At 49.6% G+C, this 20188-nt stretch carries 16 protein-coding genes; 8 read left to right on the top strand and 8 right to left on the bottom strand.

The window, feature by feature from the left end; translation table 11 throughout:
• Positions 1 to 41 precede the first annotated feature (41 nt).
• Positions 42 to 1118 (top strand): acyl-CoA dehydrogenase, encoded by a 1077-nt coding sequence (locus GYMC10_RS14610; RefSeq protein ID WP_261979723.1) that lies wholly within the window; start codon positions 42 to 44, stop codon positions 1116 to 1118.
• A 101-nt stretch (positions 1119 to 1219) separates the two neighbouring features.
• Here the strand turns inward: GYMC10_RS14610 and ureC are convergent, their stop codons facing one another.
• The 5 genes from ureC to GYMC10_RS14635 form a co-directional block, all read right to left on the bottom strand.
• A complete protein-coding gene (ureC, locus tag GYMC10_RS14615) occupies positions 1220 to 2932 on the bottom strand; it encodes an urease subunit alpha (protein WP_015735186.1) in 1713 nt (570 codons plus the stop codon).
• Positions 2929 to 3573, bottom strand: a complete 645-nt coding sequence (gene ureA / locus GYMC10_RS14620; RefSeq protein ID WP_015735187.1) for an urease subunit gamma — start codon at positions 3571 to 3573, stop codon at positions 2929 to 2931. Before ureA ends, ureC begins: the two co-directional genes overlap by 4 nt.
• Before the next feature lie 235 nt (positions 3574 to 3808).
• A complete protein-coding gene (locus tag GYMC10_RS14625; RefSeq protein WP_015735188.1) occupies positions 3809 to 4918 on the bottom strand; it encodes a Ger(x)C family spore germination protein in 1110 nt (369 codons plus the stop codon).
• Entirely contained in the window at positions 4912 to 6000 is a 1089-nt protein-coding gene (locus tag GYMC10_RS14630) for a GerAB/ArcD/ProY family transporter (RefSeq protein ID WP_015735189.1), read from the bottom strand. The genes GYMC10_RS14625 and GYMC10_RS14630 overlap by 7 nt, the downstream gene beginning before the upstream one ends.
• 6 nt (positions 6001 to 6006) lie before the next feature.
• Entirely contained in the window at positions 6007 to 7506 is a 1500-nt protein-coding gene (locus GYMC10_RS14635) for a spore germination protein (RefSeq protein WP_261979724.1), read from the bottom strand.
• Positions 7507 to 7662: 156 nt separating this feature from the next.
• Between GYMC10_RS14635 and GYMC10_RS14640 the strand changes: the two genes are divergently transcribed.
• The 4 genes from GYMC10_RS14640 (at position 7663) to GYMC10_RS14655 (ending at position 12682) form a co-directional block, all read left to right on the top strand.
• Positions 7663 to 8445 (top strand): YqzG/YhdC family protein, encoded by a 783-nt coding sequence (locus tag GYMC10_RS14640; protein WP_015735191.1) that lies wholly within the window; start codon positions 7663 to 7665, stop codon positions 8443 to 8445.
• A 182-nt stretch (positions 8446 to 8627) separates the two neighbouring features.
• The gene (locus GYMC10_RS14645) at positions 8628 to 10190 is read left to right on the top strand and encodes an ATP-binding protein (protein ID WP_015735192.1); all 1563 of its coding nucleotides are present in this window, start codon (positions 8628 to 8630) and stop codon (positions 10188 to 10190) included.
• 128 nt (positions 10191 to 10318) lie between these two features.
• Positions 10319 to 11569, top strand: a complete 1251-nt coding sequence (locus GYMC10_RS14650; protein WP_015735193.1) for a multidrug effflux MFS transporter — start codon at positions 10319 to 10321, stop codon at positions 11567 to 11569.
• Positions 11570 to 11749: 180 nt separating this feature from the next.
• Entirely contained in the window at positions 11750 to 12682 is a 933-nt protein-coding gene (locus tag GYMC10_RS14655) for a VanW family protein (RefSeq protein ID WP_015735194.1), read from the top strand.
• Here GYMC10_RS14655 and GYMC10_RS14660 read toward each other — a convergent pair.
• From GYMC10_RS14660 to GYMC10_RS14670, 3 genes are all read right to left on the bottom strand, one after another.
• The gene (locus GYMC10_RS14660; protein ID WP_015735195.1) at positions 12679 to 13500 is read right to left on the bottom strand and encodes a cytochrome c oxidase assembly protein; all 822 of its coding nucleotides are present in this window, start codon (positions 13498 to 13500) and stop codon (positions 12679 to 12681) included. The two genes, GYMC10_RS14655 and GYMC10_RS14660, sit on opposite strands and share 4 nt — an antisense overlap.
• A 1-nt stretch (position 13501) precedes the next feature.
• Positions 13502 to 13996, bottom strand: a complete 495-nt coding sequence (locus GYMC10_RS14665; protein WP_015735196.1) for a DUF2243 domain-containing protein — start codon at positions 13994 to 13996, stop codon at positions 13502 to 13504.
• Between the two features lie 285 nt (positions 13997 to 14281).
• Positions 14282 to 15475, bottom strand: coding sequence for a cytochrome P450 family protein (locus GYMC10_RS14670; RefSeq protein WP_015735197.1), 1194 nt, complete (start codon positions 15473 to 15475; stop codon positions 14282 to 14284).
• 387 nt (positions 15476 to 15862) lie between these two features.
• On the opposite strand from GYMC10_RS14670, the gene GYMC10_RS14675 reads away from it, so the two are divergent.
• From GYMC10_RS14675 to GYMC10_RS14685, 3 genes are all read left to right on the top strand, one after another.
• A complete protein-coding gene (locus GYMC10_RS14675; RefSeq protein ID WP_041621992.1) occupies positions 15863 to 18178 on the top strand; it encodes a helix-turn-helix domain-containing protein in 2316 nt (771 codons plus the stop codon).
• A 198-nt stretch (positions 18179 to 18376) separates the two neighbouring features.
• Positions 18377 to 19249 carry an ABC transporter permease gene (locus tag GYMC10_RS14680; protein WP_015735199.1) on the top strand — a complete coding sequence of 291 codons (873 nt, stop codon included), beginning with the start codon at positions 18377 to 18379 and terminating at the stop codon, positions 19247 to 19249.
• 16 nt (positions 19250 to 19265) lie between these two features.
• A complete protein-coding gene (locus GYMC10_RS14685) occupies positions 19266 to 20162 on the top strand; it encodes a carbohydrate ABC transporter permease (RefSeq protein ID WP_015735200.1) in 897 nt (298 codons plus the stop codon).
• The last annotated feature ends 26 nt before the right edge of the window (positions 20163 to 20188 follow it).

Here is a 20188-nt window from a genome sequence, read left to right on the forward strand (position 1 = left end):
ATCATTCTGAAAGAGAAATGATCACGGAAAGCGGTGGAGACATGTTATTTACGGAGCAAGAGATTCAAACCATAAGAGAACAAGCGCTTGGGATGGATAAGCATAGACAAGTAACTCCCGACGTGCTGAAAACCATATATGATCATCGTTTGTTTCACCTGTTTGTTCCCGACGAGCTGGAAGGAAGGATGACCCCTCTGCCGGATGCAACGCGTTTCTTCCAAGAAAGTGCCCGAATCGACGGCAACCTCGGATGGATGGTTGCGATTGGAGCAGGCGGAGGATTCTTTGCCGCACTGATGAGCTCGGATATCAGCCGCCGGGTGTTTGCGCGCCGTGAAGCGGTGATTGCGGGCAGCGGCATGCCGACAGGTACCGCCAGACAGGTGGACGGCGGTTATATCGTGACTGGCAGCTGGAAGTATTGCAGCGGGTCTACTTATGCCACGACCTTTACGGCCAACGCAGTTGTTGAAAAGGGTTCCACGCTACAAGATGCCCCTGGCGAGCCGACTGCAGATCAGGGCGAACCCGAGATCCGGTCCTTTATCATGAATCCTGACCAGATCGAAATCCAGCAGGATTGGAATGCCTTTGGCCTTCGGGCAACAGGGAGCCACACCATATCCGCTGTAGAGGCATTCGTTCCGGATGAGATGACATTCTCGCTTACGGAAACGAAAGGGTATGAGGACGAGCCGATTTATCGCTATCCATTCCTTCCGTTTGCTCAAGTATCCTTTGCCGGTGTTGCAGTCGGGATCGCGGAGCATTTCCTTGAAGCTGCGGAATCGCTTGCGGTCAAGCGGGGGAGTTCCTCCCATGTGATCGGCAAGCTGAATGAGAATAAATCGGCATTGCATCTATCGATCGCTGATTTTTATAAGTGGGTAGAAGCGTCGTGGGCAGAGCTGATGGCTAACGGTGCCTTATCGGATGCCACGGAGGCACATGTAACGGCCCAAAGCATCGAAACAGCCCAAGCTGCGTTATTCTGCGGCCAGCAGCTGTTTCCGCTGTTCGGTTTATCTGCTGCCATGGAAGATTCCGAAATCAATCGCTGCTGGAGGGATCTTCAGACGGCATGCTCGCATGCACTGCTGAGAAGCTATGAATAAAACGAACAACCATGAGCGGCAAGCCGAGCTGCTCATGGTTGTTCGTTTAAATGTGGATTATAAGAGGGATCCTTAATTACGCTTGCATGGATCTTTGGCCATTATACCAGGAAATAGCGCTGGGATAACGGCAGATGAGACGATGGGGCGCTTGTCAGCTTCTCGCCGTTAACGGTTACGGCATAGGTCGCCGGATCGACCATGATTTCCGGCGTCTCCCCATTGTGGACAAGATCCGCCTTTCTTACGGTTCGGCAGTTCCTTACAGGCAGGAGCTGCTTACGCAATCCTAATGGATCCAGCGTCCCTAATTGCAGGGAGGCTTGGGAAACGAAGGTGGCGCTTAGCGCTGCCTGAGCGCCGCCATAGCTGCCGAACATCGGCCGATACATATACGGCTGCGGTGTAGCGATGGAAGCGTTGGGATCTCCCATGACGGCATGGACAATCATGCCGCTCTTCAGCACGATCTCCGGTTTAGCTCCGAAGAAGGCCGGTTTCCAAAGTACGAGATCGGCCATTTTTCCTACCTCGACGGAACCGACATAATCGGATATCCCATGGGTCATGGCCGGGTTAATGGTATATTTGGCGATATAGCGCTTGATGCGGAAATTGTCAGATTTGGAATCCGGCCCGAGCGGACCGCGCTGCTGTTTCATTTTGTCGGCCGTTTGCCATGTACGGATAGCGACCTCACCAACCCGTCCCATTGCCTGCGAATCGGAACTGGTCATGCTGATCGCCCCGATGTCATGCAAAATATCTTCCGCCCCGATCGTCTCCGCACGAATCCGTGACGCGGCGAAGGCAACATCCTCGGGAATACGCGGATCCAGATGATGGCAGATCATCAGCATATCCAGATGCTCGTCAACCGTATTCACTGTATATGGCATGGTTGGACTGGTCGAGGAGGGGAGGACATTCGGCATGGAGGCAACCCGCAGCAGATCCGGTGCATGACCGCCTCCCGCACCTTCGGTATGGTAGGTATGAATCGCCCGGTCGTTAAAGGAGCGCAGGCTGTCTTCAACATAACCGGCTTCGTTCAACGTGTCGGTATGGATGTTGACCTGCACATCCAGTTCTTCGGCAACGCTCAGGCACTTGTCGATAACGTAGGGCGTGCTGCCCCAATCTTCGTGGATTTTGAGTCCAGCCGCCCCGGCATGGACTTGTTCGGCCAGCGCTTCCGGACGACTGCTGTTTCCTCGTCCCAGAAATACCATATTGATCGGCAGCGCATCGGTCGCTTGCAGCATTCGCTGCAGATTCCATACCCCCGACGTACAATTGGTTGCCAAGGTGCCCGTTGCGGGACCGGTGCCTCCGCCAACGAATGTAGTGATCCCGCTCTGGAGCGCGATTTCGACTTGCTGCGGACTGATGAAATGCACATGCGAATCCACGCCGCCGGCCGTTACGATCAAGTTCTCTCCGGAGATGACTTCCGTGCCCACGCCGATGATCATGCCGTCGGTGACACCATCCATCATAAGCGGATTACCTGCTTTTCCGATGCCGCTGATGTACCCGTCCTTAATCCCGATGTCCGCTTTCACGATTCCCCAGGTATCCACAATGATGGCATTCGTAATGACCAGATCCAGTGCCCCTTCCGCTCGGGTCGCGAGCGGATGCTGTCCCATGCCGTCACGTATCACTTTACCGCCGCCGAAGACGCATTCATCCCCATAAACGGTATAATCCTTCTCTATCTCAAGCCAGAGGGAGGTGTCGGCAAGCCTTACCCGATCCCCTGTCGTAGGTCCATACATGCTGGCATAGGTCGCGCGGTCGATTGTTGTCATAAGCTCACCATCCCATTGGTTTTTCCGTTCGTCAGACCTGCAAAACCATGAATTTCCTGGCTCCCGCCAATTTGAACAAGCGTCACCTTCGTGATTTCCCCGGGCTCGAATCTTGCCGATAAACCGGAGGCGATATCGAGCCTGTATCCTTGCGTTCCGTTCCGGTCGAATAACAAGGCGGGATTGCATTCGTAAAAATGGAAGTGCGATCCTACTTGAATCGGACGGTCGCCGCTATTTGTAACCTCACGCGTAATGCGGGGCCGGTCCGGCACCAGCTGAATCGGCTCGTCTCGCAGGTCGTATTCACCTGCAACAATGCCGGAAGAGGACGGAGCGCCTTGAATCGGGTCATGAACGCTGACCAGCTTGGTGCCATCCACAAAGGTAGCTTCGACTTGAACTTCCCTGAGGAGTTGGGCGACGCCGTCCATCACTTGATCCGCCGACAGCACATGGCGGGCTTCCTCCATTAATTCGGCTACGGACTTACCATCACGAGCACCTTCGACAACAAAACCCGAAATGAGTGCGGCCGCTTCCGGGTAGTTTAATTTCAACCCGCGGGCTAATCGTTTTTGCGCTAATTCCATTGCCACAAAAAGCATTAATTTGTCTCTTTCCTGGTAAGTTAAATGCATCTTAGCCACTCCTTTTGCATTCAGATGTGTTAATATTCATAACATAAATGAGGCTAGGTATCGACTGACATGCTGCGTAATGGTGTTTATTTTGGATAAATGTAGCATTATACAAAGAAATAGTCAATATTAATGTCATGATACATAACATTAAGCTCACGAGTTTTATCGAAACCTCATAAGGAATCGATTTCTTTAGGCAACAAAAAGACCCCGATTGGGGTCTTTCCAAGTTTTATCTAAATTTCCCGTAATCTTTGATATGAACGTCAATCACGCATTCGACCTGCAGCTTTTGCAATTCTTGCCGCCAGTCCATCTTTTTCCATTGCTCATAGCCAATCCGGTTACGGACGTACCTGCCGATTCCGAGGCTGTCTATCTGATGCTGTTTCATGATCGAGATCATGGCATTTCCTTTTTTCGTAATATATTGGCTGATCCGCTGCTCCAGCTCATGCCGCTCGCGGTCATTGCTTAACCTGGCATCGCCGATGTATTCCAGAACGGACCCGGAAACCTTGACGTAAAACATCACTTTGTCAATGCCCTGGTCTCCGCGCACGACCTTGACTTTTCGTGAGCTGATCAATGAACTGAACATGACGACTTCTTTCTTGTCCTTAGGATCCTCCGACAGATCAATGTTAAGTTGACCTTCTCTGAACTTGCCCTTCAGAAAGGAGAAAATCAATGCATCCTGCGGCTCGATCTTAGCAACATAGCGATCATCTTTGAATAAAGCAATTCCGTTCGTCGTAATGTAGTTCTTGTCATGCTTCTTAATTATCGGAGCAACCGGATCTACGCCCTGATCGAAATAATCCCTGGCAAAGTTGAACAGCGTTACCTTGGGGATGGTCTGACCGAGCGCCTCCTTTTCAAGCAGCATGTCGATATACCGCCCTGTTCGCGGATGCTGCTTGTAATCGTCTATTAACAGTTCGCCGGCATTTCCTTCAACCACGCTTATTTTTACTTGAGACGATATGGAAGGATCCCTGTACAAGGTATCCAGATGTCCGTGCAGCCCTTGTTCCGCCATCGAAAGTCCGAACAGGACGTTCCGCAATTGCCCGCTTACCAGCAGCATGCCGGTTTGTCTGGACATAATCATCTTCGCTTCTTTGCTGCTCTTGGCCGTTGCCGTCAGCACTTCCCGCTTAGAGGCAGTTTCCGGATCCGCTTGCGGAATGGAGACCGATATCGCTAAATTACCATCCTGCAGCAAGTCATAACTGGTCGTCTGGATGAACCCCAGATCTTCCAGGATGCGTTGATCGCCGCAGCCTGCTAGAGGAAGGATGCATAAGAGTAGGAACAAGCATGCATATTTTTTTAACATTGCGCATCACGCTGCCTTTTTCTGCGCTGCCACAGCAGCAGCATAATTAGTATCAATGGCATGATGTAAGCAAACCCGATTTGGATGTAACCCAGAAACAGAAGCCACTCCCGGATTCGGTTCAATACCGCGGGTATGTAGGATATCAGCAGTGCTACAAGAATGATAAAGAAATACTGCACATTCATCTTGATTTTTGGAAAGACACGTTGGGTGCTTTCGCCCGCTGCCCAGAAATAAAGCACTAGCGTAATGAGGGTCGTGAACAGGAAGAAGCCGTAAAAAAGATTCTCGATTCGCTCGATAAACGGAAGTTTGATATACGCCAGCAAATCCAGTAACGGGAACAGCATGACCTTCAGCATATCGCTGCCAACCACGCCAAACGAAACAAAACCCAGGATGGTATAGGATACTGAACGTATCAAATTTCCGTAGATGACGGCCCTGAACAATTTGGTTTTCTTATCGGTATAAGGAAACAACAGTAAGCATAACTCATACCCTAGGTATGCCAAATAGATTTGAAAGATTCCTTCCAACATGTTGGAACTGTCTTTAAATATATAGGGGGTTAATCTTTCAATACGAAATTCCCCTGCATAATACAGCAGAAGCAAACTCATCCAAATGGTACACCAAAAAAAGACCGTGGAAGCTTTGGAGATATTGTACAAACCCTTGGTCAGCAGCATGAAAGCAAGGACATCGATTGCTATCTTGAATACCATCGGGTTGGTTGTCGGGAACGCAAACATCTGAAAGATCAGCACGTACTGCTTGGCGACGAGGCAGCCGATCAAAGCCCATACCGTACTGATCGCCAGATAGAAGGGGGCCAGTATGAACTTGGGAATGCTTTTCTCCAGAATGACGAATATCGACTGTCCTTCGCCCAGCCGGTACACCCAGTACATCTGATAAATGTTCAGACAGACCAGGATGGATGCCGGGATCGTAATGAGCCATCCGTTTGTACCAAAATATTGGGCCTCCACCTGCGTAATGCTGAATACGTAGACCCCCGTTTGAATCATGTAGATGAGGATCGCAGTGTGAAATTGGGATAGTTTTTCCTTCAAGTTGCCTCACCTTTTCATTTTTAATTTGACCTTGTTTTTGGCTTTGACTTGGGTAGGCCGCTTGGCCAATGTGGAAAAGGGAAGTCTTAGAAATACGTCTTTCCAGTCATACGGCTCGAATGGTGCGATGGGTGTTAGATAGGAGGAGCCGACACTCGTCAAGCCGCTTAAGTGAATGACCATATAGGCCAAGCCAAGCGCAAGTCCCATATTCCCCCACAAACCGGCCAATACGATAAGCCCGAAACGGAACAAGCGAAAAGATGCGCTCATAACATAGTTCGGGATGACAAAGGAAGCGATGGCCGAAGAGGCGACGGAGATGATCAGAATATTACTGGTTAATCCGGCTTGCACTGCCGCCTGGCCGATGACGATGCCGCCTACGATACCGATAGTCTGTCCAATCTTGGTAGGCAGCCTGGCCCCGGCCTCCCGCAGCAGCTCGATCGTCGTCTCCATGAGCAGCGCTTCGAAAATGGGAGGAAACGGCACTTTGCTTCTGGACTCCGTCAGCGTAAGGATCAGATTCTCGGGAATCATTTCATAGTGAAACGAGGTAACCGAGACATATAGGGCTGTCAACGTCACCGTTATCAAAAGGGCTGCAAACCTTAGGAACAAGGTCGCCGTACCAATGCTCCACCTCTGGTAATAATCGTCGGAAGACGAGAAAAATTCAAAAAAGTTGGCGGGCGCGCTAAAAGCAGTGGGACTTCCGTCCATAATTCCAACGACTCGTCCCGAAACCAGCTTGGAGGCAATGGTATCCGGCCGCTCTGAGGTCAAAAATTGCGCAAAAATCGAGTACGGATCATCGTCAATGCACTGGATCAGCATGTTTGTATCGTGAATGGCATCAATCTCTATAGCTTCGACCCGCTTAATTACTTCTTTGACGTATTTCTCATTCGCGATGTCCTGGATATACAGAACATAGATATCCGATTTCGTAACTTCGCCGACGGAAAGTTTGATGACCTTGAGATGAGAACTTTGCACTCTCTTCCGGATTAAAGACAGATTCGTATAGGCTTGTTCGGTAAACGCTTCGTGCGGTCCGATAATGATGGATTCCGTTTCGGATTCAGCCACCGTCCGGGATGTCGGGAAAATAACATCGATCATGAAAGCTTGATCTTCATAATAAAACGCGGCCATACCGCTTAGAATACCTTCCACATAGGTTTTCGAATCCGTTACATGCTCATATTGTGATTGCTCCGTCAACAAATCGAGCGGGTTGTCGGAATTCAAAATGGGAGGAAGCAGATCCCGTTCCAGCCGATCCTCATTGACCAAATGGCTGAAATACATAACATGAAGGCGCCCATGAAGATAGATCTTATGGACAAAGTCGGCCGAATCGTCAAACTGATCCGCAACATGCTTCAGCGTCAGCGAAACCTCTTCCTGGGGGGTGGGATCCTGTTGATTATATAGAGATGTGCCGGATTCAGAATGCTCATGAGTGACCAAAAAAATAGATTTTAATATCTGTTTCATCCCCACGCGTACTCACCTCGGATTCATGCATAGTCCGTCACAGTGTGTGTATTTTTCAAAGGAATTATCCAACGAATCCCAAGTCAGGAATAAGAAGAGCGTCCGCGGGAATCTTAGGATCAGGCAAGTCTGCCAATCTCTAGGAGGAGGAATAACATGCTGGGCACCCTTTTATTCGCTAGCATTTTGTCGCTCGTGGTCACACCCGTTAATGATCAGGCGACTATGGAATCTTCGGAGTTTTCGTTTCAGCAAGCCATTTTTGAAAGCGGTGCCGAGCTTGCAGAGGAGGCGATAAGGGCTTGCGAGAAGCGTTTCGGCAGAGAAATCCAGCTCCCGCCGCAAGTGCCTGCCGTAGCTTTTACGCATCAATATGGTCGTTGTTATGGCACGCATGCCGGACTTGACGAGCATTTGGAGATCCATTATCGAAACGAATTTAAACCCGAGAACGACTACAGGATCGAGTTATATCCCGTTGAGAATAGACAGCAGCTGGAACACCTATCGTTTCAAGCATTAGAATTGACGGAGCAGACAACCGCTAATTTCTACAAGGGTCCGCTCAATACGCTGCAGCTGTTGGTATTTGAAAAGGCGGATTGGCAATATCTCATAACTACAGCAAATCGAGCTTCCACAGAGATCGGACAGCGTGAACTGACCGATATTGCGCAGTCTTTGATTCATGCCGTGAACAGAAGAGAGCCTGCCTATGCCAAGTGGGGAACCTTAGCCGTCACCGAAACCAAGCGGAAATATAATATGGACGTCGTGGATTATTTGTATATGGGCAGAACCAAGATATCCAGTGTTTTGGCGGAGGAGAAGTTCAAACTGTGGCTTAAGAAAGGGAACGTTGAATTCGGCGTCTATGTCACGGTTTCGTATCATCCGGTAACCGATCAGATTCTATCGATACGTTATGAGGAAATTTAGCTGAAAATAGCAATTGACGGCAGGAATAACGCCATTTTCAGGAAAAAATAAAGGGCGGCTTTGTTGAAAGTGATGTTTTCCTGCTGTTCAGACGCATGTATATGGTGTACCATATTTGGTGGAACTTGCCTCGTTGATTTCTTCAATATGCGCCAGTAATAGCGATTTAGGAGTGATTCGCTTTGTCGTTTTTAGTCCTTAAGCTCCTATTTGTTCCCTTGATATCGATTTTTATCATAGTATCGTCGGTCTATCTCGGTTATCACACGTCCATTCCTTTGATGCTGCTCACGGCAACTTTGTTGTACGTATCCGTTGTTTTTGATCGAAAGTACGAATGGCTTCGTTATGTTCATTTTCTGTTTCTTGGGGCGTTTCACTATGTAAGCCAATTAAACTGGTGTATCCTCCTGTATTACATACTGATCATTAATACCATTCATAACAAAGAACGATTTAAGGAAACGATGCCGCTGTGCTTCCTGATCATTCTTCAGTATTCCTTAATCCGTCTGACTTACGTGCCGTTAACGAAATACAATGTTCTGGTCTCCGTGTTTGATTGTTTGGCTTCCTTTGTGATTGTGATTTCATTCCACTTTGTTAACTTTCTGGAATCGGAGAAGAAGAAATTATATAAGCAGAATGATTACTTAACGTACCATGATGCATTAACCGGTCTTCTGAATTATGACGGGTATTTGCATAAAGTCCAGCAGCTCATTGAGGTGAACAAGCCGTTTCAGCTGGTGCTGCTCGATATCAACAACTTTAAATCGTTAAATGCAAAGGACATTTCCACCGCAAATGAGATACTGATCAGATTCTCGCGTGCTCTGCGGAGATTGTTCCTGAACGACATGCTGGCCGCCTCGCGCTATGCGGGAGACCGCTTTGCCGTACTGCTACCGGAGCATGTCAACATCGACAGCACCATGTTCAATTTTGAGCATATCGGCGTACAGGTGACGTATAGCATTACTTGCTACCCGCATGAAGCTTTAACGTATCAGGAGATCATCAGCACGGCGGAGGACCGGATTTTTCAAATGCGCCGCAACTCCTGGATGAGAAGCCAGGAGGAGATGATCCGTACGGAAAAAATGAAGATGGTGGGGGAGCTCGCTGCCGGAATGGCCCACGAGATACGCAATCCGCTGACTTCGATTAAAGGCTTTATACAGCTTTCCAAAAATCAAAGTTATAATATACAGCCCTGGTATGAGGTTATCATGGGGGAAATCACGCGGGTAGGGGAGCTGACGGCTGAATTTTTACATTTTTCTAAGCCCCATGCCAGCAATATGAGGGTTGAGTCCCTATCGGACTGCATGACGCGCGTTTACTCCTTATGTGAATCCGAAGCGGCCTCGCACGGACATGTGTTTCTGCTCGACTTAAGCGATGAGCCGATCCAAATCGTGATGGACCGGGACAAGATCATCCAGGTGCTGATCAATCTGATTCGTAATTCCTTCCAGGCGATGGAAAACACCGGTTCCGTTCGAATCTCGCTTAAAGCAGAAGAGGGGATGGCCGTTGTTCAGATCGAGGATACTGGCAAAGGGATCGCTGATGAAAATCTTGCCAAAATTTTCGATCCGTTCTATACGACCAAGGAGGAAGGGACGGGGCTCGGGTTATCCCTCTGTCAGAAAATTGTAGAAGATCATGGCGGGAGAATTACAGTACATAGCGAACTGGGCATTGGCACAACGTTTACTTTGCGCATGCCCCTGTCCTAGTAAAAATGGTTGGTAATATCCAAAAAAATAACCTATGATAGGATAGTTGCTTAGCAATCAAGATGGATTGCCAGCAGCATATCACCCATGCATCAATGTGTTGCAAGAGAAAGGAAGTATCTGTCAGTATGTCGATTTCCACCAAAGAAACCGGTTCAGCCATGGTCCTGACTCGTGGAAAGAGGCTGCAGTTTGCCTTGATTCTCGGATCCCTATCGGCATTTGGACCGCTCTCCGTTGACATGTATTTGCCTGCACTGCCTAAACTTTCGGAAAGTTTAGGGTCGCCGGCATCGTTAGCCCAATTAAGCTTGACGGCATTTTTGCTTGGCCTGGCGCTTGGACAGCTCGTAGCCGGGCCGCTCAGCGATATACGGGGGAGAAAAGCACCACTGATCATATCTCTGATTATTTATTCGGTCACCTCCTTACTGTGCGCATTTGCACCGACGATTTGGGTTCTGGTTGCGCTCCGCTTCGTGCAGGGAGCCAGCGGAGCAGCCGGCATCGTCATATCCAGGGCGGTCGTGCGGGATTTATACACCGGCTCGGAGCTGACCAAATTTTTCACTTTACTGATGCTGATCAACGGATTGGCTCCAATTATCGCTCCTGTATTCGGAGCCTTTATTCTAAATTTTGTATCTTGGCGCGGCGTATTCGTCGTCCTGTTTTTGATTGGATTGCTTATGCTGCTTGCCGTATGGTTTGGTCTTCCGGAAACGTTGAACAAGGAGAATAGAGCCAGCGGCGGGATCAGGCAAACCTTTCAAACCTTCGGTACGCTGGTTCGGGATCGCGTGTTTATCGGATATGCGCTCTCCCAAGCGTTCGTATCGGCCGCGATGTTCGCTTATATCTCGGGATCGCCCTTCGTGCTGCAGGATATCTTCGGGGTGTCTCCTCAAACGTACAGCCTATTCTTTGCCGTTAACGGGGTTGGTATCGTACTATTCTCCCAAATTACCGGCAGATTGGCTTCCCGCACAGGAGAAACCAAACTTCTGACGACGGGACTTCTTATTGCAGCCTTTGGCGGCACATCGCTGCTTGCCATTACATGGCTTGGCGGCGGACTGTTTCTCATTGCGCCGATGCTGTTCCTGATCGTCTCTGCCGTAGGGATGGTTAGCGCAACGACAACATCCCTGGCGATGCAGAAGCAGGAAGCCCATACTTCAGGCAGTGCATCTGCATTGCTAGGCTTGCTGCCTTTGCTCTTAGGCGCCGCCGCAAGCCCTCTTGTCGGGCTTGGAGACGGAACGACGGCAGCTCCTATGGGCACCGTCATCGGGATCGCGGAATTGCTGGCCGTCAGTTCGTTTCTGTTTCTCGTCATGCCTATTAGCCGCAGGAAAGAGACACAAGTCTCTTTATAAGATCGTACTTTTGCAAAGAAGCTCGCACGATGAATGTGCGGGCTTCTTTTTTTGTTAAGAAAACAATTCTGAATGAATTACCTAGAATGCAATCATAATACCAAAGAGATGTGTAAACGGGCATAGCAGGAAAAACGCACGAAGACGAGGAAAACACAAAGATAAAGCAGGTGAACCCACTTGAAATGGATGTCGGTCATTAGCCTACTGTTCATGCTCCTGCAAGGGACTGAACCGGAGAACGACAATTTAACGATTACCCAGGAAGGCAAAGTCATGGAAAGCGTGAATCGAAGCGAACATGCGCTTGATGTGTTCCCGCTGCTAGATATGGACAAATACGATCAATGGGTGGATAAACTTGATCGCAAGACCTATATGGAAGCCCGAAATGCCAAGATTGGCAGCAGCGGCCAGATCGTTCCGGGTCAGAACGGCCATCGTCTGGACCGCCGCAAGCTATTGGAACAATACTACTCGTATTGGTACGGCACCGGGGCTTCTTCCATCGAAGCGCCGAGGTATCCGATATATCCGAAAGTGGACACCGAGCTTCTGGCTTCCATTCGCGTCAAGCCGATCGGCTACTATGTAACCTATTTTAATTCCAATAACAAAAATCGTTCCCATAACATCTCGTTGGCTGCTCAAGCGATTGACAGCGCAGTCGTATTCCCCGGGGAAACGTTCTCGTTCAATGAGGTCGTCGGCATGAGAACGGCGGACAGGGGTTACAAACGTGCCGGCGTGATCGTAAGAGGCGAATTGTCCGAAGGAGTGGGGGGCGGAATCTGTCAGGTTTCTTCGACTCTGTATAATGCGATTGACCGTGCAGGTTTGCAGATTGTGAAGCGCTACTCTCACAGCCGGAACGTCCCTTACGTGCTGCCTGGTCGAGACGCTACGGTTAGCTGGGGAGGCCCAGATTTTGTCTTTGAGAACGCCTATAATCAACCCATCCTCATTCGGGCATTCGGGAACGGGGGAAGAATGACCGTAGCCATATACTCTTCGGAACTCATTGAATATAAGCCGCGCAATGTACCGAGCATATCCAACAGCCTGCCGGAGGAGACCAGTGACACCAAGCATAATCCGGTAAGCGGCGATTAATCCGAGATTGGATGAAACGATGCCGGTCGCGGACGGGACGACCTATACCATTGCATGCACATCCACAACACGAGAACGAGATCCACGGCATCGCCGCCGTAATACATCAGCATTCCACCAAGCTTTGCCTGCTCGAAAGGAACACCGTCGGGCGGATGGGCATATAAGTATTTGGAGAGTATCCCGTGTCCCGCCATGGCAATGATCAGGATGAACGCACGAAGCCGAAAGCTTCGGCGGTAGGGAACCACATCCACGTAGATCAAAGAAACCGTAAATAGATATCCGGCTGCAAACACATGAAAATGAACGGCTATATGAAGAATTAGGCTATGATGCATGGCCGTGAACAACCCGGTGGTGTAGAGGATCCATAAGCCGCCGATATTCAACAAAGCGGCCACCAATGGATGTGAGATACAATGGACGAGCTTGATCTTAAGCAATCGGCTAATTCTTCTTGCGACCGGCACTGGGACTGACCGAAGCAGAAGCGTCATTGGAGCTGAAAACGCAATCAGCAGTGGCCCGAGCATGCCGAGTAGCAGATGCCCAAGCATATGCACCGGGAAATTCGCAGGGGCAAGCCGGGCCAACGGGCCAGCCAGCGACAAACCTATGCAGGTCAATCCCGCAATCCAGCAAACATAACGATGGGCAGGCCATATGCGGTGGCGTCGATTGGAAACCGCAGCAGCTGTCCAATAGAGCAAAATTAGGCCAGCGAGGAAGAAACTCAAAATCCATTCCCAAGGGTGCCATACAGCAGCGCCTTCGAACATTCCGGCACCATGATGATGAAACGAATGGCTACTCATCTTAGGATGCGGCCTTCCCGGAAGGAACGCGGTTTCGAGTTCGTGCAATGAGTATGATGCCAGAGATGGTCATGCCGGCAGCAATCAGATTCCAGACCCAGTCGTAGGGTCTTATATCGACGAAATAACGAATCTGATGCAGTCGCATCCACTTGTGCTGGATGATGCCGTCGTACAGCTGGAAAGCGCCACCGCCTAACAGAATGCCTCCAATCCATCGTTTAGCCCAAAACGCGTTCCTTCGGTGCAGATCGGCAATCAGAAACGAGGAGCCGATGGTAGCAAACCAGCTGAACGCATGAAACAGACCATCAGAGACAAGGCCGATATCGCTTGTAGACTTATCGTAGAAATGATGCCAATGCAGCAATTGGTGAAATACCACCTCATCGATAAATCCGACCAGCCCTAACCCGAACAAGATGCCGGCCCATAGGTTGCGTTCGGCGTAGTTTGAGCGCTGTGTTTGATTTTCATGGGTTTTAGAAGACTTCATTCAGTCTCATCCTCTTCCGTTATAAAATTCTGAAGTCCATCGATTTACAAAGTGATACTTTCTAAGTTTACCCATTATTACCATATCAATAACTTAAACACCGGGTGGATAAAACGAGTAATATATTATTATTCGCTTCGGTAAAGGACTAAAGCTCGTTGTTCATTAGTTAAATAGTTTACATAATGTTATATATGTTAACTGAATTGAACATATCCACAAACAAAAGGCGAACCACTTTTAGGGTTCGCCTTTTTACTAGGTGTAAATATATTCTGCTGGTTTTTAAGAACGAAGTGAAATGGGAATCTCCTTCACGCCGCGCACGATCATACCCGGCCTCCATTCCAGCTCGTCGATATTGCCCTGAAGCTCGAAATCGGGAAAGCGGCGTAGGAGCGTGTTAATCGCGATTTCACCTTCCAGCCTGGCGAGCGGTGCTCCGAGGCAGAGGTGTATTCCCTTGCCGAAGGCTAAGTGCTGGCTCTTCTCCCGGGTGATATCGAACAGATCGGGATCCTCGAATTGTATGGAATCGCGATTAGCGGAATTTAGGGCGATGACAACCAAGTCGCCTTTTTTCATATGGACACCGTGAAATTCCAAGTCCTTCGCGGCCCATCGTGAAGTGCTGAATTCAACGGGACCGTTGTAGCGGAGCATTTCTTCAATGGCGCCATGAATCCGTTCCGGCTGTTCCTGCAAAAGCTTCCGCTGCTCCGGATGCTCCAATAATGCTAGCACGCCATTGCCGATCAGGTTCACCGTCGTTTCATGTCCGGCTATGATCATCAGGGTAACGACGCCGTATAACTCCTGTTCGGATAAGCGGTCACCTTGGTTCTCGGCAATGACCAGCTGACTGATCATATCGTCGCCGGGCTGTTCGCGAACCTTGGCGAACCAGTCCCTCAAATAAGCGATGAATTCGTTCATATGCTGGACGACCTGCTCGTTCATTTCCTGATTGGAAGCGCCGATGATGGAATTGGACCATACCCGGAACTTGTCCTGATCCTCGGCAGGTACGCCAAGAATCTCGCTGATTACTATAATGGGAAGCTTAAAGGCATATTCGTCAATAAGATTCATGGTGTCTTTGGAGGAGACGGCATCCAACAGGCCGTCCGCGATCTCTTGAATATGGCTGCGCATATCCGCGATTCTCTGCGGCGTGAAACCCTTCTGGACCAATCCGCGAAGCCGTTTGTGATCCGGCGGATCGGAGAACAGCATATTGGTGCTGAACACGCTGGTCTGTTCCCCGCCCATTGCCTTCGTGACGTCCTTGCTGAACCGGCCATCCTTGAGCGCTTCGACGGCTTCAGCGTAACTGCTGATCAGCCACCCATGACGACCATCAGGAAATTGCAGATTCATAATGGGATCGCTTTGCCTCAATTTCTCGTACACCGGATAAGGGTTATGGGTAAATTCCTTGGTAAACAATGCATTTTTCAGAGATTCGTTCACATTCATCGGTATGGTCTCCTCTCGAAAATGATAGTTTCATATCCAGTATAAGGGATAGCGATAAGGATAACCAATTTACGGTTGAATTGACGACAGTCTCCAGTTCCTTCAATCCATTCGTCGTTCCGGTGTAACCGTGCATGTTGCCCATGAACAGATCATGCATACCTGCAGCAGAGGGATGCCCTTTCCCTTGCGCACATGCCGGATATAGGATATGACGAAGCTAGGAAGTACCGGGTTCAACGGAATGGTCGAATCTGATCTGCACAGGCGGGTCTTTTTGCGTTTACGGACGCTTACTAGGGGGGAAATCAGTGCCTTTTGGTCTACTGACTACGCGCATCAATCTTTGATATATTGGATCATATCTGAAGGGAAGAAAGGGGGAAAATGCCGGTGAAATCCGTTTCGGGAGAGAAGGCAGGGCTGTTGTTTCGATTTTTTATACCGTATGCCGTCATTCTGGTAGGCTCCCTATTGGTTGGGTGGTTTGCTTATGGAAAAACCTCGGAGCTGATTGAAAACGAAACGGTAAAGAGCACCTCTGCGGCACTGCAGCAAATTCAGGAAGCGCTGGATCAGCGATTTGCTGAAATCGAGAACATCGCACGGCAGATGTCGAGCGAATCGAAGATCCAATCCTTTCAATTCGAGAAAGAACCGTTTGCCGGCACAGGTCCATACCGTCTGTGGGATTTGGAAAAGAGCTTGTTTAACTACAAACTGTTTAATCATTTCATCGTGGATTATTACATCGCGTACAAGAACAGCAGCATGGTCATCTCTCCCCGCAAGGTGTATACGGCAGACCAGTATTTTCGTTTGCTGCTGCGTTATGAAGGCCAATCTTTAAGCGAATGGAGGCAAGCATTGTTTGGGCAGTATCATTATAAAACGTATACGCCGGGACATTCGGTTGTTTATGAAGGCAAACCGTACTCCGTCGTGAGTTACATGCATTCCTTCGGGAACAAAAGCAGCAGCGGGGTCGTTACGGTCCTGATTAACAATAGGCAGATCCAGGACATGCTCCGCAAAGTCGATCCGGAACAAGAGGGCTTTGCCTATATAGCGGATGCTAACGGAAACCTGATCAGTTCCATAGGTTTGAAAGAACAGGATTTTATGAAAGCGCTTCCTATAAAAAGTGGCGATACCCATATCCAATGGAATGAACAGGAGATGCTTGTGACGCAATCCACATCCGAATACAACGGATGGAGCTATGTATCCGCTCAGCCTAAATCCGTGGTGCTCCAAAAGGTATATTATATCAAGCAGCTGACGTTAACCATCTTCGTTACAGCTCTGCTGTTGGGGTTAGGCGTAGCCGGTTATTTGGCATATCGAAGCAGCAGGCCGTTCCTCAAAATCCTTCAGCTGCTGCCTTCAACCCGATCGGAAGCAGCTCACGCTGCTTCGCGTAACGCCGTTGATTATATCGGCCATTCCGTTTCCGAGCTGGTTGAAAGCCATGATTCGCTAAAGGAGCGGTTGGAAGAGCAGATTCCGATGCTGCGAAACGTTCTGGTAGACCGTCTTCTGAAAGGGGGCTTCACGTCGATGCAGGAGCTGGAGGCTGCCATGGATCACGCGCAGGTCCAGCTCCGGGGATCTCACCATGCGGTGGCGCTGCTTCATATTCGAGGTTACCATGAGCCATTCATGGAAGAGATGCTGATGGAGCTCGATATTGTCAAAATCAACATCCGCGACCGGATTCAATCATTATGCGGAGAAGGGGCGCTGCTGCATGACTTTGGAGAAAATCAATTGGTTCTGGTCCTGTCGGGAACGGCAGCGGACAAAGCGGAATTCACGATACAAATGCGTGCACATCTACAGTCGATTTATGAACATTTGATTGGAATTTCCGGCACGGGCCTGTACATGGCCGTAGGCGAGTTCCGGTCCAATATTGCCGAGCTGTATCGTTCCTACGGGGAGGCCAAGTTTGTTCTGCATCATGCGGGATGGAGCGAGAAGTCTCCTATCTTTTTTCATGCCGAGATGGAAATGCCGGCCTTTTCCTATTATTACCCGGCAGACGAAGAGATGCGGTTAATCCAGCTCGTGAAGGCCGGCAATCTGGATGAGACAAAGCAGCTTTTTCGGCAGATCAAGGAGAAGAACAGGTCGGATCGGCAAATGCCGATGGCCGTCGAGAAGCTCCTTGTCCAGGAGCTTAGCGGTACCCTGATGAAGTGCAACGAACAGACAGGGAACGATGGAAGCCACAGAACGGAGGAAACGGATGCCGTCATCCGAGCGTTAAATCCCGAGTTATCCCCTGCTGAAGCCATGAATATTCTCTATGCCGCTTTCGTTCGCCTCTGTCAGAAGAACGAGGAGAGGAAGAAGAGCCATAATGCTCATTTAACGAACCGGCTGCTGAGCTATATCGAGAAGCACTATGGGGAGAGCGATCTGAGTTTATCCGCGCTCGCCCGGGAAACCCACACTTCCGAAGCTTATGTATCGTACTTCTTCAAGGAGCAGACGGGCTTGAATTTCTCGGAGTATCTCGAGAAGCTCCGAATGGATGAGGCAAAGCGGGAGTTGGCAACGAGCGATAAGCCGGTCAGCGACATCGCTGCAGCTTGCGGCTATTTGTCACTAAACACCTTCAGCCGGGCGTTTAAACGCGTAAACGGGATAAGCGCCACCGAGTACAGACGTCTTCAACGGACCGGAGATTATGCTTAATCTAAAGAAATGCGTACTGCCGGATTGATGAATAACAGCCCATTCTAAAATTCTGAATAGTTGACCGAAAACATGAAGATTTACGCGGAACAAGCCGGCTGTATATACTCCAATCACGGACCGGATCGGGACGAATCCCATTGAAGATTGGAGTGGTAACTGCTGAGTGGCTGGAAGAGTATCATCCGCAGCTGGCAATTGTACGCGCTTTTTTTGCTCCCGTTATTGTACATCATCATCTTCAAGTATGTGCCGATGTACGGCGCGCAGATTGCGTTTAAAGAGTTCAACGTCACAAAAGGAATCAGTGGCAGTCCATGGGTCGGATTTGCCCAGTTCGAACGTTTCTTCCAATCGCATGAATTTTGGCGTTTGCTCAAGAATACGTTCTCGATCAGCTTGTACACGCTGATAGCCAGTTTTCCGTTTCCCATTCTGCTCGCGCTCGGTTTGAATTATGTTAGAAACCGGCGTTTCAAGAACACCGTCCAGATGGTTACATACGCGCCTTATTTCATCTCTCTGGTCGTACTGGTGGGCTTGATGCTGCAGTTTATGGACCCGAGAACGGGACTCATCAATACGATGCTCGGCTGGATCGGCGCAGGTCCGTATCATTTCATGGCCGAGGCCTCTTGGTTTCAGTCGATCTACGTGTGGTCCCATATTTGGCAGAACGTCGGGTTTTCCTGCATCATCTTTTTGGCAACGCTTTCAGGCATTGATCCGGCACTCCATGAAGCAGCCGTCATCGACGGCGCTTCGAAGATGCAGCGGATGCGCCATATTGACCTGCCGGGCATTATGCCCATCGCCATCATTCTGCTCATTCTGAATACGGGGCAAATGTTGGAGACCGGCTTCGAGAAAATCCTGTTAATGCAGAATGCGCTGAATTTGCGATCATCCGAGGTCATCGACACGTATGTGTACAAGGTTGGGCTGGTATCCCAAGCGATGAATTTCTCTTATGCCACGGCGATTGGCTTGTTTAAAGCGATCATCGGCTTCGTGCTGCTGCTGATCGTGAATCAGACGGCCAAAAAGCTGAAGCAGGAAAGTCTTTGGTAAGTAAGGGAGGACATGTATGCAATCACCTGCCATGAAGGAATCCGGCTCGGACCGCGTTTTTACGGTGGTGAACTACGTCATTTTATCCGTTTTCTTAATCGTTGTGTTATATCCGTTGATTTATGTGGTCAGTGCTTCGTTCAGTTCCAGCAGCGCGGTTTTATCGGGAAAGGTATGGCTGTGGCCCGTCGAACCGACGCTCGAGGGGTACCGTTCGGTGTTCAAAAACACGATGGTCGCCAAAGGCTTCATGAACACGCTGTTCTATACGCTGGCAGGCACCTCGATTAATCTTATTCTGTCCGTCATGGCGGCTTACCCGCTATCACGCAAAGATTTTCGTGGGCGCGGCCTGTTCATGCTGCTGTTTGTGTTCACGATGCTGTTTAATGGGGGACTGATACCGACCTACCTGCTGGTGAAGGATCTCGGCATGATTGACACGGTATGGTCGATGCTCATTCCCGGCGCGCTGTCGGTGTGGAACGTGATCATCATGCGGACCTACTTCCAGACGACAATCCCTACGGAATTGCTGGAGGCTTCGCAGCTGGACGGCTGTACGGATTTTCGGTTCCTGTGGCGCATCGTGCTGCCGCTTTCGGGTCCCATCCTGGCCGTTATCGCTTTATTCTATGCCGTCGGCCACTGGAACCAATATTTCAACGCCATGATCTATTTAAAAAGCGCGGATTTGTACCCGCTGCAGCTGGTGCTCCGCGACATTCTGGTGCAGAACGAGGTCAATATCGAAATGCTTGGCGACGCCAAAACCGCGGCGGCCCGGCAAGGGCTGCGGGAGCTGCTGAAATATTCGTTGATCGTGGTGACTTCGGTTCCACTGCTGATCGTTTATCCGTTCCTGCAGAAGTTTTTTGTCAAAGGTGTCATGATCGGTTCGTTAAAAGGATAATACATCCATCATTTCAGGAGGGCGGG

Origin of the sequence: Paenibacillus sp. Y412MC10 (genome assembly GCF_000024685.1) — a bacterium.
In the GTDB taxonomy this organism is placed as follows: Bacteria; Bacillota; Bacilli; order Paenibacillales; family Paenibacillaceae; genus Paenibacillus_AQ; species Paenibacillus_AQ lautus_A.

Bases quoted from the DNA above. Each gene is read 5' to 3' on its own strand.
- GYMC10_RS14665 (WP_015735196.1), bottom strand. From the start codon at position 13,996: ATGAAGTCTTCTAAAACCCATGAAAATCAAACACAGCGCTCAAACTAC.
- GYMC10_RS14610 (WP_261979723.1), top strand. From the start codon at position 42: ATGTTATTTACGGAGCAAGAGATTCAAACCATAAGAGAACAAGCGCTT.
- GYMC10_RS14670 (WP_015735197.1), bottom strand. From the start codon at position 15,475: ATGAATGTGAACGAATCTCTGAAAAATGCATTGTTTACCAAGGAATTT.
- GYMC10_RS14660 (WP_015735195.1), bottom strand. From the start codon at position 13,500: ATGAGTAGCCATTCGTTTCATCATCATGGTGCCGGAATGTTCGAAGGC.
- GYMC10_RS14650 (WP_015735193.1), top strand. From the start codon at position 10,319: ATGTCGATTTCCACCAAAGAAACCGGTTCAGCCATGGTCCTGACTCGT.
- GYMC10_RS14635 (WP_261979724.1), bottom strand. From the start codon at position 7,506: ATGAAACAGATATTAAAATCTATTTTTTTGGTCACTCATGAGCATTCT.
- GYMC10_RS14640 (WP_015735191.1), top strand. From the start codon at position 7,663: ATGCTGGGCACCCTTTTATTCGCTAGCATTTTGTCGCTCGTGGTCACA.
- ureA (WP_015735187.1), bottom strand. From the start codon at position 3,573: ATGCATTTAACTTACCAGGAAAGAGACAAATTAATGCTTTTTGTGGCA.
- GYMC10_RS14685 (WP_015735200.1), top strand. From the start codon at position 19,266: ATGCAATCACCTGCCATGAAGGAATCCGGCTCGGACCGCGTTTTTACG.
- ureC (WP_015735186.1), bottom strand. From the start codon at position 2,932: ATGACAACAATCGACCGCGCGACCTATGCCAGCATGTATGGACCTACG.
- GYMC10_RS14675 (WP_041621992.1), top strand. From the start codon at position 15,863: ATGCCGGTGAAATCCGTTTCGGGAGAGAAGGCAGGGCTGTTGTTTCGA.
- GYMC10_RS14625 (WP_015735188.1), bottom strand. From the start codon at position 4,918: ATGTTAAAAAAATATGCATGCTTGTTCCTACTCTTATGCATCCTTCCT.